At 59.5% G+C, this 17,140-nt stretch carries 13 protein-coding genes; 4 read left to right on the top strand and 9 right to left on the bottom strand.

The annotated features are described in order from the left end of the window. Positions 1 to 164: 164 nt before the first annotated feature. The 9 genes from ACVWYU_RS12110 to ACVWYU_RS12070 all read right to left on the bottom strand — a co-directional run bounded on the left by ACVWYU_RS12110 (position 165) and on the right by ACVWYU_RS12070 (position 12,144). Positions 165 to 1,145, bottom strand: coding sequence for a peptide ABC transporter ATP-binding protein (locus ACVWYU_RS12110; RefSeq protein ID WP_247256019.1), 981 nt, complete (start codon positions 1,143 to 1,145; stop codon positions 165 to 167). Next, positions 1,145 to 2,113, bottom strand: a complete 969-nt coding sequence (locus tag ACVWYU_RS12105; protein WP_047537600.1) for an ABC transporter ATP-binding protein — start codon at positions 2,111 to 2,113, stop codon at positions 1,145 to 1,147. Before ACVWYU_RS12105 ends, ACVWYU_RS12110 begins: the two co-directional genes overlap by 1 nt. A gap of 10 nt (positions 2,114 to 2,123) precedes the next feature. Further along, positions 2,124 to 3,050, bottom strand: coding sequence for an ABC transporter permease subunit (locus ACVWYU_RS12100; RefSeq protein WP_090316022.1), 927 nt, complete (start codon positions 3,048 to 3,050; stop codon positions 2,124 to 2,126). Positions 3,051 to 3,061: 11 nt separating this feature from the next. Further along, positions 3,062 to 4,072: an ABC transporter permease subunit gene (locus ACVWYU_RS12095; RefSeq protein ID WP_090316025.1), complete on the bottom strand. Its 1,011-nt coding sequence runs from the start codon at positions 4,070 to 4,072 to the stop codon at positions 3,062 to 3,064. Positions 4,073 to 4,145: 73 nt separating this feature from the next. Then, positions 4,146 to 5,741, bottom strand: a complete 1,596-nt coding sequence (locus tag ACVWYU_RS12090) for an ABC transporter substrate-binding protein (RefSeq protein ID WP_457372767.1) — start codon at positions 5,739 to 5,741, stop codon at positions 4,146 to 4,148. A 77-nt stretch (positions 5,742 to 5,818) separates the two neighbouring features. Beyond that, a complete protein-coding gene (locus tag ACVWYU_RS12085; RefSeq protein ID WP_457372766.1) occupies positions 5,819 to 7,252 on the bottom strand; it encodes an OprD family porin in 1,434 nt (477 codons plus the stop codon). Positions 7,253 to 7,424: 172 nt separating this feature from the next. Further along, on the bottom strand, positions 7,425 to 9,026 hold the full coding sequence (locus ACVWYU_RS12080; RefSeq protein ID WP_457372765.1) for an ABC transporter substrate-binding protein: 1,602 nt from the start codon (positions 9,024 to 9,026) through the stop codon (positions 7,425 to 7,427). Between the two features lie 304 nt (positions 9,027 to 9,330). Then, entirely contained in the window at positions 9,331 to 10,956 is a 1,626-nt protein-coding gene (locus ACVWYU_RS12075) for an ABC transporter substrate-binding protein (RefSeq protein ID WP_090316037.1), read from the bottom strand. Positions 10,957 to 11,427: 471 nt separating this feature from the next. After that, positions 11,428 to 12,144: an SIMPL domain-containing protein gene (locus ACVWYU_RS12070; protein ID WP_247256015.1), complete on the bottom strand. Its 717-nt coding sequence runs from the start codon at positions 12,142 to 12,144 to the stop codon at positions 11,428 to 11,430. A 305-nt stretch (positions 12,145 to 12,449) separates the two neighbouring features. Between ACVWYU_RS12070 and ACVWYU_RS12065 the strand changes: the two genes are divergently transcribed. From ACVWYU_RS12065 to ACVWYU_RS12050, 4 genes are all read left to right on the top strand, one after another. Next, positions 12,450 to 13,712, top strand: coding sequence for an ATP-binding protein (locus ACVWYU_RS12065; protein ID WP_090316043.1), 1,263 nt, complete (start codon positions 12,450 to 12,452; stop codon positions 13,710 to 13,712). Continuing rightward, positions 13,705 to 14,265, top strand: coding sequence for a response regulator transcription factor (locus tag ACVWYU_RS12060; RefSeq protein ID WP_047537624.1), 561 nt, complete (start codon positions 13,705 to 13,707; stop codon positions 14,263 to 14,265). The genes ACVWYU_RS12065 and ACVWYU_RS12060 overlap by 8 nt, the downstream gene beginning before the upstream one ends. Before the next feature lie 97 nt (positions 14,266 to 14,362). Continuing rightward, a complete protein-coding gene (locus ACVWYU_RS12055; RefSeq protein ID WP_090316046.1) occupies positions 14,363 to 16,090 on the top strand; it encodes an ABC transporter ATP-binding protein/permease in 1,728 nt (575 codons plus the stop codon). Between the two features lie 118 nt (positions 16,091 to 16,208). After that, entirely contained in the window at positions 16,209 to 16,958 is a 750-nt protein-coding gene (locus ACVWYU_RS12050; protein WP_174552465.1) for a FadR/GntR family transcriptional regulator, read from the top strand. Positions 16,959 to 17,140: the final 182 nt, after the last annotated feature.

Genomic DNA, 17,140 nt, shown 5'->3' with positions numbered 1-17,140 from the left:
CACTTGACTGATGCGCAGTCGAGGCGGAAGGGGTTGGGATAACGCTCAATTGCTTGAGTTACTCAATCCCTGTGGGAGCGAGCCTGCTCGCGATAGCGGTGTATCAGTCGATAAAAATACTGACTGAAAGGCCGTCATCGCGAGCAGGCTCGCGCCTACAGTTTTTATGCCGCGCCGTCGAGGAATTGCTCGGCGTAGTGGCAAGCCACTTGACGACTGTCCAGCAGGCGCAGGGCCGGCTCTTCAGTTTTGCAACGCTCGGTGGCGTATGGGCAACGCTTGTGGAACGCGCAGCCGGGCGGCGGGTTCAGCGGGTTGGGCAGTTCGCCGACGATCTTGATCTTCGGCTTGTCCGGATCCGGGTGAATGGTTGGCGTCGCCGACAATAGCGCCTGGGTGTAGGGATGCAGAGGACGGGTGTAGATGTCCTCTTTCGGGCCCATTTCCACTGGACGACCGAGGTACATCACCATCACGTGATCGGCGACGTGGCGCACCACCGCCAGGTTGTGGGAGATGAACACGTAGGCGGTGTTGAACTCTTGCTGCAGGTCCATGAACAGGTTCAGCACCTGGGCCTGGATCGATACGTCCAGCGCCGAGGTCGGTTCGTCCGCCACCAGCACTTTCGGTTGCAGCATCATGGCGCGGGCGAGGGCGATCCGCTGGCGCTGACCGCCGGAGAACATGTGCGGATAGCGCTGGTAGTGCTCGGGGCGCAAACCCACCTGCTTCATCATCGCCTGGACTTTCTCGCGACGTTCGGTGGCCGACAAGTTGGTGTTGATCAGCAGCGGCTCGGCCAGTTGATCACCGATTTTCTGCCGTGGGTTCAGCGAGGCGTACGGGCTCTGGAAGACCATCTGCACGTCTTTGCGCAGTTGCTTGCGCTGGGCCTTGTCGGCGCCGGCCACTTCCTGGCCGGCGATTTTCAGGGAGCCCGAGGACGGCTCTTCGATCAGTGTCAGGGCACGGGCCAGGGTGGATTTGCCGCAACCGGACTCGCCCACGACGGCGAGGGTCTTGCCGGCTTCCAGCTCGAACGACACACCATTGAGGGCGCGAACGGTGGCGTGACCCTTGAACAGGCCACGGGACACTTCGTAGTGACGGGTCAGGTCGCGGGCGGTAAGAACGACGGCCATTACGCCACCTCCTGGTTCAGCGGGTAGAAGCAGCGGGCGAGGCTGTTGCTTTTCGGGTCAAGGGTCGGACGCTGCGCACGGCAGTTGTCCTGCACATACGGGCAGCGCGGCGACAGCAGGCAGCCCTGCGGACGGTCATAACGACCGGGCACGATGCCCGGCAGGGTCGACAGGCGCGAGGCCCCCAGGCTGTGTTCCGGGATCGCCTTGAGCAGCGCTTCGCTGTACGGGTGCGCCGGGATGTCGAACAACTGGGGCACCTGGCCGACTTCGACCGCTTGACCGGCGTACATCACGCACACGCGCTGAGCGGTTTCGGCCACGACCGCGAGGTCGTGGGTGATCAGTACCAGGCCCATGTTCTGCTCTTTCTGCAACGCCAGCAGCAGGTCCATGATCTGCGCCTGAATCGTTACGTCCAAGGCTGTGGTCGGTTCGTCGGCGATCAGCAGTTTCGGTTCGCCGGCAATGGCCATGGCGATGGCAACACGCTGGCTCATACCGCCGGACAGTTGATGCGGATAGGCGTCCATACGACTGGCGGCACCCGGGATTTCAACTTTTTCCAGCAGTTCGATGGCACGCTTGCGCGCGGCCTTGCCGGACATTTTCAGGTGCAGGCGCAGCACTTCTTCGATCTGGAAGCCGACGGTGTAGCTAGGGTTCAGCGCGGTCATCGGGTCCTGGAAGACCATGGCCAGGTCTTTGCCGACGATTTGCCGACGCTGACGGTTGCTGAGCTTGAGCATGTTTTTGCCATCGAAATTCAGGGCGTCGGCGGTGACGATCCCCGGATGCTCGATCAGGCCCATCAGCGCCATCATGGTCACGGACTTGCCGGAACCCGATTCGCCAACGATGGCCAGGACTTCGCCCTTGTCCACTTTCAGGTCGAGGCCATCGACCACGGGAACGGCGTTCTTGTCGCCAAAGCGAACGTTGAGATTCTTGATTTCTAACAGGGACATTGGAATCTCCTCAGGCGGCGTTCTTGAGTTTCGGGTCCAGCGCATCGCGCAGGCCGTCACCCATCAAGTTGATTGCCAGCACGCTGAGCAAAATGGTCAAACCAGGCAGGCTGACGACCCACCAGGCGCGTTCGATGTAGTCGCGGGCCGAGGCCAGCATGGTGCCCCACTCAGGGGTTGGCGGTTGTACGCCAAGGCCGAGGAAGCCCAGTGCGGCGGCATCGAGAATCGCCGAGGAGAAGCTCAGGGTCGCCTGAACGATCAGTGGCGCCATGCAGTTGGGCAGCACGGTCACGAACATCAGGCGCGGCAGGCCGGCACCGGCCAGGCGCGCGGCGGTCACGTAGTCGCGGTTCAGTTCGCCCATCACCGCAGCACGGGTCAGACGAACGTAGGACGGCAGGGACACCACGGCGATGGCGATCACGGTGTTGATCAGGCCTGGGCCGAGGATGGCGACGATCGCCACGGCCAGCAGCAGGGACGGCAGGGCCAGCATGATGTCCATCAGACGCATGATGGTCGGGCCGACCACGCGCGGGAAGAACCCGGCGAACAGACCCAGCAGGATCCCGGGGATCAGCGACATGACCACCGACGACAGGCCGATCAGCAAGGACAGGCGCGAACCCTGGATCAGGCGCGACAGCAGGTCACGACCCAGTTCATCGGTACCGAGCAGGAACTGCATCTGCCCACCTTCCAGCCAGGCTGGCGGGGTCAGCAGGAAGTCGCGATATTGCTCGCTCGGGTTATGCGGCGCGACCCACGGGGCGAAGATGGCGCAGAAAATCACCAGCAGCATGAACAGCAGGCCGGCAACGGCACCTTTGTTCTTGGAAAACGCTTGCCAGAATTCTTTGTACGGCGACGGGTACAGCAGGCTTTGATCCGCGGCGGAGGCGGTGGCGGCTACTGAGGAAGTTGGAGTGCTCATGGGTATTGACCTCAGCGCTGATGACGGATGCGTGGGTTGGCAAAGCCGTAGAGGATGTCCACTACGAAGTTGACCAGAATCACCAGGCAGGCGATTAACAGGATGCCGTTTTGCACAACCGGGTAGTCCCGGGCGCCAATGGCTTCGATCAGCCATTTACCGATGCCCGGCCAGGAGAAGATGGTTTCAGTCAGGACCGCACCGGCCAACAGGGTGCCGACTTGCAGGCCGACCACGGTCAGCACCGGAATCAGCGCGTTACGCAGACCGTGCACGAACACCACGCGCGATGGCGACAGGCCTTTGGCGCGGGCGGTACGGATGTAGTCCTCACGCAGTACTTCGAGCATCGACGAGCGGGTCATCCGCGCGATCACCGCCAGCGGGATCGTGCCGAGCACGATGGCCGGCAGAATCAGGTGATGCAGGGCGTCGAAGAAGGCGCTGACGTCATCGGCCAGCAAGGTATCGATGAGCATGAAACCGGTGCGCGGCTCGATGTCGTACAGCAGGTCGATCCGCCCGGATACCGGGGTCCAGCCCAGGGATACCGAGAAGAACATGATCAGGATCAGGCCCCACCAGAAGATCGGCATCGAGTATCCCGCGAGCGAGACACCCATGACCCCATGATCGAACAGGGACCCTCGCTTGAGTGCCGCGATCACCCCGGCCAGAAGGCCCAGGATGCCGGCGAACAACAGGGCGGCCATGGACAGCTCCAGGGTCGCGGGGAAGAGAGAGGTGAACTCGGTCCAGACGCTTTCACGGGTACGCAGGGATTCCCCGAGATCGCCGTGAGCCAGTTTGCCGATGTAATCCAGGTACTGGGCATACAGGGGTTTGTTCAGACCTAGGCGTTCCATTGCCTGAGCGTGCATTTCCGGGTCGACTCTGCGTTCGCCCATCATGACTTCCACGGGGTCGCCAGGGATCATGCGAATCAACGCGAAAGTCAGCAAGGTGATGCCGAAGAACGTGGGGATCAGTAACCCCAGTCGGCGGGCAATAAAACTAAACATCGTGTGGTGTACCTCATCAGCCGGTTAGGCGTGCCCGGCATGCCTGGGTTCAGGAATGCCGGGAGTTTCTTATCTACTTCACCTGGGTGGTGGCGAAGTTATTCGTGGTGAGCGGGCTAATGTGATAACCCTCTACGTTGTTGCGCATTGCTGTGAACATTCTAGTGTGCGCCATGCTGATCCATGGCTGGTCCTGATTAAAAATAACCTGAGCCTGTTCGTACAAGGCTGCACGCTCGGCCGGGTCGGTCTTTTCTCGGGCCCGGTCAATCAGTGCCTGGAACTTGTCATTGCACCAGCGGGCGTAGTTTTCGCCGTTCTTCGCGGCTTCGCAACTGAGCATAGGCGTCAGGAAGTTATCCGGGTCGCCGTTATCGCCCGCCCATCCGGCGGAAACCATGTCGTGTTCGCCGTTTTTGGCGCGCTTGAGCATTTCCCCCCATTCCATCACGCGGATGTCGATCTTGATCCCGACCTTGGCCAGGTCAGCCTGCATCATCTGCGCGCCGAGCATCGGGTTCGGGTTGGTCGGGCCGCCACCGTTGCGGGTGAACAGGGTGAACGTCGTGCCTTCCGGTACGCCGGCTTCCTTGAGCAGGGCGCGAGCCTTGTCCAGATCGTGGGCCGGGTTCTTCAGGCTGTGGTTGTAGCCCAGCAGGGTGTCCGGGTAAGGGTTGACCGCCGCTGTCGCATTGCCTTTGCCGAACAGGGCGTTGACATAGGCTTCCTTGTCGAAGGCAATGTCGATGGCTTTACGTACGCGCACGTCACTCAGGTATTTGTGCGTGGTGTTCATGGCGACGTACGAAACGGTCATGGCGTTCAGTTCGTCGACTTTCAGGTTCGGGTCTTTCTTGATGCTCGGAATGTCATCCGGCTTCGGATACAGCGCGACCTGACACTCGTTGGCCTTGAGTTTCTGCAGGCGTACGTTGTTGTCGGTGGCGATGGCCAGGATCAGCGCCTCGGCTGGCGGCTTGCCACGGAAGTAGTCCGGGTTGGCCTTGAAGCGAACCTGGGCGTCCTTGTTGTAGCGCTGGAAGACGAACGGGCCGGTGCCCACCGGTTTGTTGTTCAGGTCGCCGGTCTTGTTGGCCTTGAGCAACTGGTCGGCGTACTCGGAGGAGTAGATCGACGAGAAGGCCATGGCGATGTCGGCCAGGAACGGCGCTTCACGGCGGGTCAGGGTGAACTTGACCGTGTTGTCGTCGATTTTTTCGACGCTTTTGAGCAGTTCCTTGAAGCCCATGCTCTCAAAGTACGGGAAGCCCACGCTCGACAGTTTGTGCCATGGGTGATTCGGGTCCAGTTGACGCTGGAAGCTCCAGACCACGTCGTCGGCATTCATGTCGCGGGTCGGCTTGAAGTATTCGGTGGTGTGAAACTTGACGCCTTTGCGCAGGTGGAACGTGTAGCTCAGGCCGTCTTCACTGATGTCCCAGGATTCGGCCAGTGCCGGAATCACTTCGGTGGTGCCAGGCTTGAAGTCAGCCAGGCGATTGAAGATGGTTTCGGCCACTGCGTCGGCGGTGACTGCAGTTGTGTACTGGACCATGTCGAAGCCTTCGGGGCTGGCTTCGGTGCAGACGACCAGGGGTTTGGCCGACACGCCAACCGCGACACTCAGCAACGCGGCCGCGATGGCCGCACGTAGGGGAAGCATTTTCATCAAGAACCCTCTGCAATCGGTTGATCAGGAAAACCCGATGGCCGGCTCCTCACGAGCCAGCCGTCGGGTAGGCGTGTTTACAGAATGTTGAACGGAACGGTGGTCACGAGACGGAACTCGTTGATGCTGCCGTCAGCCTGGTTTTCGCTGGCACGGTGAGCGGTGTAGGTCGCGCGTACGGTGGTGGCCTTCAGCGGACCGCTTTGTACGGCGTAGGAAGCACCGATGCCGTATTCGTAATGGGTTTCGCCGTCCATCGACTGAATGCCGTCGTAACCTTTGCCCGCTACACCACCGTTGCCGGTGTAGTGAGTGCCGTCGATGCCCCAGCCGCGAGCCTGGTAGATGTTGAACTTCAGGCCTGGCACGCCGTATTCGGCCATGTTCAGACCGTAGGCAATCTGGAACGATTTTTCGTTCGGGCCGTTGAAGTCCGACAGCAGGGAGTTGGCCAGGTAGATGCCGTTGGTTTCGTGCAGGTAGTCGAAGTACTCGTTACCGTTCACTTCCTGATACGAGAAGGTCAGGCTATGGGCCTGGTGGGTCAGACCCAGCGACAGGGAGTAGGTGTCGTTGTCGATTTTGCCGATCAACGCCTTACCTTCTTCCTTGGTCTTGTAGTAGTTCAGGCCGGTGGTCAGGCTCAGGTCCTGGCTATCGCCCAGCACGTGGGTGGCGCCGAAGTAGTACTGGTTCCAGATGTCTTCGGCCTGGGTGGCCCAGAGGCTGGTGGTCAGGCTGGCAAACGGGGAGTAGGTGAGACCGCCGGTGTAGACGTGGTCGGTTTCAACGATGCCGTTGGCGTATTCGGTGCGGAATTTACGCTGGCTTTCTTCGGTACGCGGTGAGTTGCGATCGAACGTGGCCAAGTCGAAAGTCAGGTTTTTCAGCTCTTCGCTGTGAATCGCCACACCTTCGAAACTCGAAGGCAGCGCACGGTTGCCGATTACGTCGACCATCGGGCTGCTGAAGTTCATGCGGCCAGCGGTCAGGGTGGTGTTGGAGACACGGGCCTTGACGTTGGCCAGGCCCATTTTGCTCCACTGGCCTTGAGCGTCGCCGCCTTCGGTGGTCAGGGTGCGGTTGTTACCCGCGCCTGGACGAGTGCCCGGTGCGCCGCCGTTGTTGGAGGCGAGGTCCTTGCGGTCACGATCCAGTGCGATGGCGTTGTAGGCCGCCACTTCAGTGCTGAAACCGACAGTGCCTTCGGTGAAGCCCGAGTTGTACTTGACGATGGTGCCCTGAACCCAGTTGATCCGGCGGTCGGTCGGGGTCGAAACGCCATCCTTCTTATACTGGAACTTGCCACCGCGTTGCAGTTGCTCGTTGGCGTACCAGTTACGGGTAGTGCCGCTAATCGACTGGCCTTCAACAAAACCAGTGGCTTCGCTTTGAGCACTTTTCTCATTCACAGTAACCGGGGTGTACGCCTGGCTCTGGGTTTCTGCGTAAGCCGTGGCGGTTACGCTGCTGATGGCCAAGGCCAGTATCGCGGTGCTGCTCAGTTTCATGGGTAAAGCTCCTTACTTTCTTTTTTTATGCCGTTCTTTTTTGATGAATCGGCTATTGCTTTGGAACTCATTGCACGCATCGCAAACGTTTGCTGTACGCCTTATGGGCGAATTACGGCAACACGCTGGCGTGAGGGCGCCATGCGCCCCCGGCGTTTTCAACTACACGGTTTTATTTATCGATGCTGACACCCGAGAATACGTTGCGACCGAACGGGCTCACCTTGAACCCTTCGATTTTGGCGCTCAACGGCTGGTTGACCGTCGAGTGAGCGACAGGCGTGATCGGCACTTGCTGCTTGAGCAACTGCTGCGCCTGTTTGTAAAGCACGGTGCGCTGGCCTTGATCGGTCACGACCTTGGCCTGCTTGATCAGCTTGTCGTAAGCCGGATCGCACCACATGGAATAGTTGTTGCCGCCAATGGCATCGCAGCTGTACAGCGTGCCCAGCCAGTTGTCCGGGTCACCGTTGTCACCCGTCCAGCCGATCAGGCTGATGTCGTGCTCGCCATTCTTGGTGCGCTTGATGTACTCGCCCCACTCATAGCTGACGATCTTGACCTTGAGACCGATCTTCGCCCAGTCAGCCTGGAGCATTTCGGCCATCAACTTGGCGTTGGGGTTGTACGGACGCTGGACCGGCATGGCCCAGAGGGTGATTTCGGTGCCTTCTTTCACACCGGCAGCCTTGAGCAATTCCTTGGCTTTTTCCGGGTTGTAGGCGACGTCCTTGATGGTGTCGTCGTAGGACCATTGGGTCGGCGGCATGGCGTTGACCGCCAGTTGCCCTGCGCCCTGGTAAACGGCGTTGAGAATGCCTTGCTTGTTGACCGCCATGTCCAGCGCCTGGCGCACTTCAAGCTGGTCGAACGGTTTGTGGCGCACGTTGTAGGCGATGTAGCCGAGGTTGAAGCCAGGCTTCTCGATCAGTTGCAGCTTCGGATCGTTTTTCAGCGCGGCGACGTCGGCAGGGCGCGGGTGCAAGGTGATCTGGCACTCGTTGGCCTTGAGCTTCTGCACGCGTACCGACGCATCGGTGTTGATGGCGAAAATCAGGTTGTCGAGCTTGACCCGGCTCGGGTCCCAGTAGTGCTTGTTGCCGGTGTAGCGGATGTTCGAGTCTTTCTGGTAGCTCTTGAACACGAACGGCCCGGTGCCGATCGGCTTCTGGTTGATGTCGCTCGGCTTGCCTTCGGCCAGCAGCTTGTCGGCGTACTCGGCGGAGAGAATAGAGGCAAAACTCATCGCGATGTTCTGGATGAACGCGGCGTCGACGCTGTTGAGCGTCATGACCACGGTCAGGGGCCCGGTCTTTTCGACCTTGGCAATGTTCTTGTTCAGGCTCATGCCGTTGAAATAAGGAAATTCGGTCGGGTAAGCCTTACGGAAAGGGTGTTGCGGATCGAGCATTCGATTGAATGTGAACAACACGTCATCAGCGTTGAAGTCACGAGTCGGTGTGAAGTACTTGGTTGTATGAAATTTCACACCAGGACGAAGGTGGAATGTGTATTTGAGGCCGTCCTCGGAAATATCCCAACTGGTGGCCAGGCCCGGTACGACATTGGTCGCGCCTTTTTCAAACTCTGCCAGACGGTTGTACAGCGGCTCGGCGGCGTCATTATCGGTCGCGGTCGTGTACTGCGCGGTATCGAAGCCAGCGGGGCTGCCTTCGGAGCAGAACACCAGGCTGTTGTTGGCCGCCTGGCTCATGGAAGTGGCGGCCAACAGGCCGGTGCCCAGCAAGGCGGATAAAACCAAGGTATGGCGCATAACGCTCCCTCTCGTTCAGTGTTTTGACAATGAGCCTTCGTCCCGTCCGGGGACGTGGAGGCGTCACTGATTTCAAGCCATGACGTGCAGCCGAAAACCGATGGCCCACGCATGAACTGGTCAGATCCCGACGGTATGGGCCGTGGGTCTGGCAGTAAATGCGTAGAGCCTGAAAGACTCGTAGGAAAAGACGACGCGTCCTAACGGACTGCTGTAGTCAGCAGACGATTTGGATGTAGGCAGATTCCTGCTTTCTCGGAAGATAAAGCGATGGCGACGTCAAAAACGTCGCCATCGCCGAACCTTATTTGCTGACGCTGACACCGTAGAAGGAGTTCAAGCCAAACGGGCTGATCTTGAAGTCCTGCACTTCGGCGCGCATGGGTTGGAACACCGTCGAGTGAGCGATAGGTGTCATTGGAGTCTGATCTTTGAGGATGTGTTGCGCCTGTTTGTACAGTTCGGTGCGCTTGGCCTGATCCGAGGTGCGCTTGGCTTGCTTGACGATGTCGTCAAACGGCTTGTAGCACCACTTGGAGAAGTTGTTGCCTTCCAGCGAGTCGCAACCGAACAGCACGTTCAGCCAGTTGTCCGGATCACCATTGTCACCGCTCCAGCCAATCAGCATTGCCTGGTTCTCGCCACCTTTGGAGCGCTTGATGTACTCGCCCCACTCGTAGCTCTGGATCTTGACCTTGAGGCCGATCTTGGACCAGTCGGACTGCAGCATTTCTGCCATCAGTTTGGCGTTCGGGTTGTATGGACGCTGTACCGGCATCGCCCAGAGCACGATTTCGGTGCCCTCTTTGACGCCCGCTTCCTTGAGCAGCTCTTTGGCTTTCTCGGGGTTGTACGGTGCGTCCTTGATGGTGGTGTCGTAGGACCATTGGGTCGGCGGCATGGCGTTGACGGCCAATTGACCGGCACCCTGGTACACGGAGTCGATGATCTGTTGCTTGTTGACCGCCATGTCCAGTGCTTGACGCACTTTCAGTTGAGCCAGCGGGTTTGGCTGATCACTGCCCTTGATCTTGTCCATGACGTTGTAGGCGATGTAACCCAGGTTGAAACCCGCCTGGTCAGGCAGCTTCAGGGTCTTGTCTTCGCGCAGCGCCTTCAGGTCGGCCGGACGCGGGAACAGAGTGACCTGGCACTCGTTCTTCTTCAGCTTCTGAATGCGTACCGACGGGTCGGTGGTGATGGCGAAGATCAGGTTGTCGATCTTGACGTCTTCAGGCTTCCAGTAGTCCTTGTTCCCGGTGTAGCGGATGTTGGAGTCTTTCTGGTAGCTCTTGAACACGAACGGACCAGTGCCGACCGGCTTCTGGTTGATGTCGGCGGCCTTGCCTTCCTTGAGCAGCTGGGCAGCGTACTCGGCGGACTGGATCGAGGCGAAGCTCATGGCCATGTTCTGGATGAACGCGGCATCGACGTCTTTGAGGGTGAACTTGACGGTGTGGTCGTCGACTTTATCGATCTTGGTGATGTTGGTATCCATCCCCATGTCGGTGAAGTACGGGAATTCGGTCGGGTACGCTTTGCGGAACGGGTCATCCTTGTTAATCATGCGATTAAAGGTGAACAGCACGTCGTCGGCGTTGAACTCACGAGTCGGCTTGAAGTACGGGGTTGTATGGAACTTGACACCTTCACGCAGGTGGAAGGTGTAAGTCAGGCCGTCTTCGGAGACATCCCACTTGGTCGCCAGCCCAGGAACTACGGCGGTGCCGCCGCGCTCGAACTGGGTCAGACGGTTAAACATGGTTTCTGCAGAGGCGTCGAAGTCGGTTCCGGTGGTGTATTGACCCGGATCGAAACCGGCCGGGCTCCCTTCGGAGCAGAACACCAGGTTAGTCGCAGCTTGGGCGAAAGGTGCGGCAGCGAGTAAGCCGGCACCTAATAGAAACGGAATGACCGCGTGTTTAAGCATGGTGGCCTCATGATTTGTTGTCATTTTTTGATTTTGAGGACGACCTCGTGAGTCGTGCCTGCGGATACTTATGCAGGGGCCATACCCAATGCAAGATCCAGAGCGACTACAGGCGTTAAACAGTGGCACGAACGTACCTTAATGTCGCATTGGTATAAATTTTGACGCATTTGACCGTTTGCGCAGTATTTTTACCTCACAAACCGTGCCCTTTTTCGGTGCATTTTAAATCTCTGAATGCTCCCGGTTGGGGCGGGTGTTACTTATATATACCCCGGACCTGGGGTGGGTATGGCCCAAGTGCGACTGGTTATAGTTACTCCAACGTTAGCGGATGATCTTGAGTTGTACCTCGGTGCAACCAGCGATGTCGCGCTGTTTGCCTATTCATTTATAGCTCACTTGTAAAAGCTGTCCGAAAAAAAACGGCGATCACCGAAGTGGTCGCCGTTTTGCGTGCCGTTTATCGAATCAAGGCATCAGCACTTCAATCGAGCCATCGGCGGTCATGCTGACCTGGCTGGTTCCGGCTTCAACATCCGGCGTCACCGGCGCCGCATCCATGGCTGCCGCTTTCATCATCATCGGGGCGCGCATATAGGGTTGCGGGTAGCCGTTGCTGTTGAGGTTCAGGTTGACGATTTTGTAGCCTTTGCCACCCAGCGCGTCGGTGGCCAATTGGGCGCGGGCCTTGAACGCAGTCACGGCTTCCTTGAGCAGGGCGTCTTCACTGGCCTTGCGGGTTGGCGTGGCGATGGCGAAGTCCATGCCGCCCATTTTCAAATCGGTGAGCAGTTCGCCGGTGAGTTTCGACAGTGCGGCGAAGTCCGAGCTTTCCAGGCGCAGCTCGGCGCGTTCACGCCAGCCCGTGATTTTTTGACCCTTGGTGTCATAAATCGGGTAGCTGTTGCGGCTGCCCTGGCGCAGGGTAATGTCTTTGACCTGCTTGGCCTGGGCCAGCGCCTTGTTCATGGTGGTGCTGACGTCGGCGGCGAGTTTGGCCGGGTCGCTGTTTTGTTCTTCGGTGTAGAGCGTCACGATCATCAGGTCGCGAGCCACTTCCTGACTGACTTCGGCGCGCAGGGAAATCTGGTTGTAATGAAGCTCGTCGGCCGCCAGGGCCGGGAGGCTGGCGATCGTGCCAATGCTCAGGGCGAGAAGGGCGGCGCTGCGGCGGAATGTGTGCATGAAAGCTCCTTGGGTGATGCGCAGGGGTGTGTTCCGGGCCTGCGTGAAACCATCAGACTCTAGCCGCTACGATCCGGTTCGCACAGTTACAACTTCTATACAGATACACACGCCCCCTGTAGGAGCGAGCCTGCTCGCGATGAACCTGAGAGCACCGAGGGGTGCCAGGTTTCCAGCGTCATCGTTGACGAGCATCGCGAGCAGGCTCGCTCCTGCATGTGGCCGTTTGCCGCACTTTTGCCTGTCAGCCCCCGCGCTTGGTTATACTCCCTGCGATCCGCCTGGAGCGCTCATCAGGAGAGCTCATGCTCGCCCCCGTTCAAATCACCTCCGCAACTCGCCAGAATCTCTGGCGGCTGACGTTCATCCGCACTTTGGTGCTGGCCGCCCAAGCCGGCTCGGTGGGCCTGGCCTACTGGCTTCAATTGCTGCCGCTGCCCTGGTTCCAGCTGGCGGCGACCCTCGGTTGCTCAATGTTGCTGTGTACGTTCACGGCGATTCGCCTGCGTACCTCATGGCCGGTGACAGAGCTCGAATACGCCGTGCAACTGGCCTGCGACCTGTTTATCCACAGTGCCTTGCTGTACTTCTCGGGTGGCTCGACCAACCCGTTCGTGTCCTATTACCTGGTGCCACTGACCATCGCGGCGGTGACCTTGCCGTGGCGTTATTCGGTGATCCTGTCCGGTATCGCGTTGACCATGTACACCCTGTTGCTGGCGCGCTTTTATCCGTTGCAAACCTTCCCGATCGCTCGGGAAAACCTGCAGGTGTACGGGATGTGGCTGAGTTTTGCCCTCGCCGCGGCGGTGATCACTTTCTTCGCCGCGCGCATGGCCGAAGAATTGCGTCGCCAGGAAGAACTGCGCGCCATTCGCCGCGAAGAAGGGCTGCGCGATCAGCAATTGCTGGCCGTGGCCACCCAGGCAGCCGGTGCCGCCCATGAACTGGGCACCCCACTGGCGACCATGAGCGTGTTGCTCAAGGAGATGCGTCAAGACCACCACGACCCGATGTTGCAGGACGACCTCAGCGTGTTGCAGGATCAGGTCAAGCTGTGCAAGGAAACCTTGCAGCAGCTTGTTCGGGCGGCGGAAGCCAATCGCCGCCTGGCGGTGGAAATGCAGGACGTGACCGACTGGCTCGACGAGGCGCTCAATCGCTGGCATCTGATGCGTCCCGAGGCCAGCTATCGCTTCCAGCGCCTGGGTCAGGGCGAAGTGCCGCGCATGGCGCCCCCCCCGGACCTGACCCAGGCCCTGCTGAATTTGCTCAACAATGCAGCGGATGCCTGCCCCGAAGGCCTGCAAGTGACGCTGGACTGGGATGCGGAAAACCTGACGATCAGCATCCGCGACCACGGCGCCGGGGTGCCGCTGGCCATTGCCGAGCAGATCGGCAAGCCGTTTTTTACCACCAAGGGCAAAGGCTTCGGCCTGGGCCTGTTTTTGAGCAAGGCCAGCGTGACACGCGCGGGCGGCTCAGTGAAACTCTACAGTCATGAGGAAGGCGGCACGCTCACCGAGCTGCGCCTGCCCCGTGTCGCCCGAGGAGACCAACATGAGTGACGAAATCCAAGTCGAAGGCGAAGAGCTGCCGCATTTGCTGCTGGTCGATGACGATGCAACATTTACCCGCGTCATGGCCCGCGCCATGGCTCGCCGTGGTTTTCGCGTCAGCACCGCCGGTTCCGCCGAAGAAGGCCTCGCGATGGCCCAGGCCGATCTGCCGGATTACGCCGCTCTGGACCTGAAAATGGACGGTGACTCGGGCCTGGTGCTGTTGCCCAAGTTGCTGGAAATGGACCCGGAAATGCGCGTGGTGATCCTCACCGGTTACTCGAGCATCGCCACCGCCGTCGAGGCGATCAAGCGCGGCGCCTGCAACTACCTGTGCAAACCGGCGGATGCCGATGACGTATTGGCGGCGCTGCTGTCCGAACACGCCGACCTCGACAGCCTGGTGCCGGAGAACCCGATGTCGGTCGACCGTCTGCAATGGGAGCACATCCAGCGCGTGTTGACCGAACACGAAGGCAACATTTCCGCCACGGCCCGCGCCCTTGGCATGCACCGTCGCACGCTGCAGCGCAAATTGCAGAAGCGCCCCGTTCGTCGCTGAACCTGTGCTGAATGAATGCCGGCCGCTCCTCGCGACAAATCGAACCGATCATCTATGATCGGTTCGAGCATGTTCTTTTCTTTATCGAGCCTTTTCCATGAATCAGAACGCTGAATATTCCGCGGTCAACGATGCGGTGCGCGGGCAGTTTTTTCGCAAAGTGTGGGCGATGACCACGCCTTACTGGCGTAGCGAGGAGAAGGGCAAGGCCTGGACGTTGCTGATCGCCGTGATTGCACTCTCGCTGATCAGCGTCGGGATCTCGGTGTGGTTCAACACCTGGTACAAGGATTTCTATAACGCCCTGCAGAAGAAGGATGAGGCGTCGTTCTGGACCCTGATTCTGTATTTCTGCGCCATTGCCGCCGTGGCGATCATCGGTGCGGTGTACCGTCTTTACCTGACCCAGATGCTGACCATTCGCTGGCGGGCCTGGCTCACCGAAAAGTATTTCGCCCGCTGGCTCGGCGACAAAAATTACTATCGGCTGGAGCAGGGCGGTTACACCGATAACCCGGACCAGCGGATATCGGAAGACCTCAATAACTTCACCTCAAACACCCTGAGCCTGGGCCTAGGGCTAATTCGTAACATCGTCAGCCTGGTGTCGTTTTCGATCATTCTGTGGGGCGTATCGGGCAGCATTGAAGTGCTCGGTTTCACCATTCCCGGCTACATGTTCTGGTGTGTGCTGGTGTATGCCGCGGTCGGCAGTTGGCTGACGCATTTGATCGGTCGTCGTTTGATCGGCCTGAACAACCAACAACAACGCTTCGAAGCCGACCTGCGTTTCTCCATGGTCCGGGTTCGTGAAAATGCCGAAAGCATTGCGTTATACAACGGCGAACCCAACGAAAACCGCCGCCTGAGCGGTCGTTTCGGGATGGTCTGGCATAACTTCTGGGACATCATGAAGGTGTCCAAGCGCCTGACGTTCTTCACTTCCGGTTACACCCAGATAGCGATCATCTTTCCGTTCATGGTTGCCGCGCCGCGTTACTTCTCCGGCAAGATCGAGCTCGGTGAACTGATGCAAATCAGCTCGGCTTTCGGCAACGTTCAGGAGAGTTTCAGCTGGTTTATCAGTGCGTACCAGGACCTCGCCTCATGGCGCGCCACCTGTGATCGTTTGTTGAGCTTCCGTCAGGCCATGGCCGACAACGAAGAGCGTGTCCCGGCCATCGACGTGCAGAATCAAGGGGACGCATTGCGGGTGCATAACCTCGGCCTTGATCTTGCTGACGGTCGCCACCTGCTGACCAATGCCGAGATGAATGTGGAGGAGGGCGAGCGTGTGATGCTCAGCGGTCGCTCCGGCAGCGGCAAGTCGACCTTGCTGCGGGCGATGGGGCATTTGTGGCCGGCGGGCCACGGCAGTATCCGCCTGCCGGCGGCGCGTTACCTGTTCCTGCCGCAAAAACCCTACCTGCCGATTGGCACGTTGCGTGAGGCGCTGAGTTATCCACAGGCCGGCGATACCTACCCGAACGAGCGCTACGTGCACGTACTGGAAACTTGTCGCCTGCCCCATCTGGTCGCTCGTCTTGATGAAGCCAATCACTGGCAGCGCCTGCTGTCGCCCGGTGAGCAGCAGCGCCTGGCCTTTGCCCGCGCCCTGATTTATGCGCCGCAATGGTTGTACATGGACGAAGCGACCTCGGCGATGGATGAAGAGGATGAAGCATCGCTGTATCAGGCTCTGATCGACGAGTTGCCGGGACTGAGCATCATCAGCGTCGGCCATCGCAGCAGTCTCAAGCGTTTCCATCCACGGCACATTCGTATCGAGAATGGCCACCTGGTGGACCAGGCCGTGACCGCATAAACACCACACGTCCTGCAGGAGCGAGCCTGCTCGCTCCTGCACAGGGGGATGGGTGATCGTACAACCGCGTTGAGCTATGATGCGGTTTCAACCGAATTTTTCGAGACAGATGTTCACCATGGAAAACCCGAACGACGCACCACGCCTCCCTCGCAAGCGCCGCAGTCTCGCGCAGGAGCTGGTGACGGTGCTGTCCGAGCAGATCCGCGACGGTCACCTCAAGCGTGGTGACAAGTTACCCACCGAGTCGGCGATCATGGATGCCCATGGCGTCAGCCGCACCGTGGTGCGCGAGGCGATTTCCCGTCTGCAGGCGGCGGGGCAGGTGGAAACCCGTCACGGTATCGGCACCTTCGTCCTCGATACCCCGAGCCCGAGCGGTTTTCGCATTGATCCGGCGACAGTAGTGACCTTGCGTGATGTGCTGGCCATTCTGGAGCTGCGAATCAGTCTGGAGGTGGAGTCCGCCGGGCTGGCAGCACAGCGCCGTACCCCCGAGCAGTTGGCGTTGATGCGCGCGGCACTGGATGCCTTGAATGAAAGCGTCTCCCACGCCGGCGATGCGGTGGCCTCGGACTTCCAGTTCCACCTGCAAATTGCTCTGTCGACCGGCAACCGCTACTTCACGGACATCATGACCCACCTGGGCACCAGCATCATTCCGCGCACCCGCCTCAATTCCGCGCGACTGGCCCATGACGACCAGCAGCACTACATGAATCGCCTGAGCCGCGAGCACGAAGAAATCTACGATGCGATTGCCCGCCAGGATTCCGATGCGGCCCGTGCCGCCATGCGTCTGCACCTGACCAACAGCCGTGAACGGTTGCGTCATGCCCATGAAGAGGCTGAGGCGCAGAGGGGGTAGTCTTACTGCTTCGGGCGACTCATCCGTCTGGTGAGCCGTCATCGCGAGCAGGCTCGCTCCCACAGTTGATTGCGAGTGTTCACCGATTTTTGTGTGCGCAGGCGATCCCCTGTGGGAGCGAGCCTGCTCGCGATTGGGTCGCAAGCACGCCGCATTTTTTAGCCAGTCGCTGACGAATCTTC

The sequence above is a fragment of the Pseudomonas sp. TE12234 genome (genome assembly GCF_054061835.1).
This window is presented reverse-complemented; position numbering and strand designations above follow the sequence as displayed.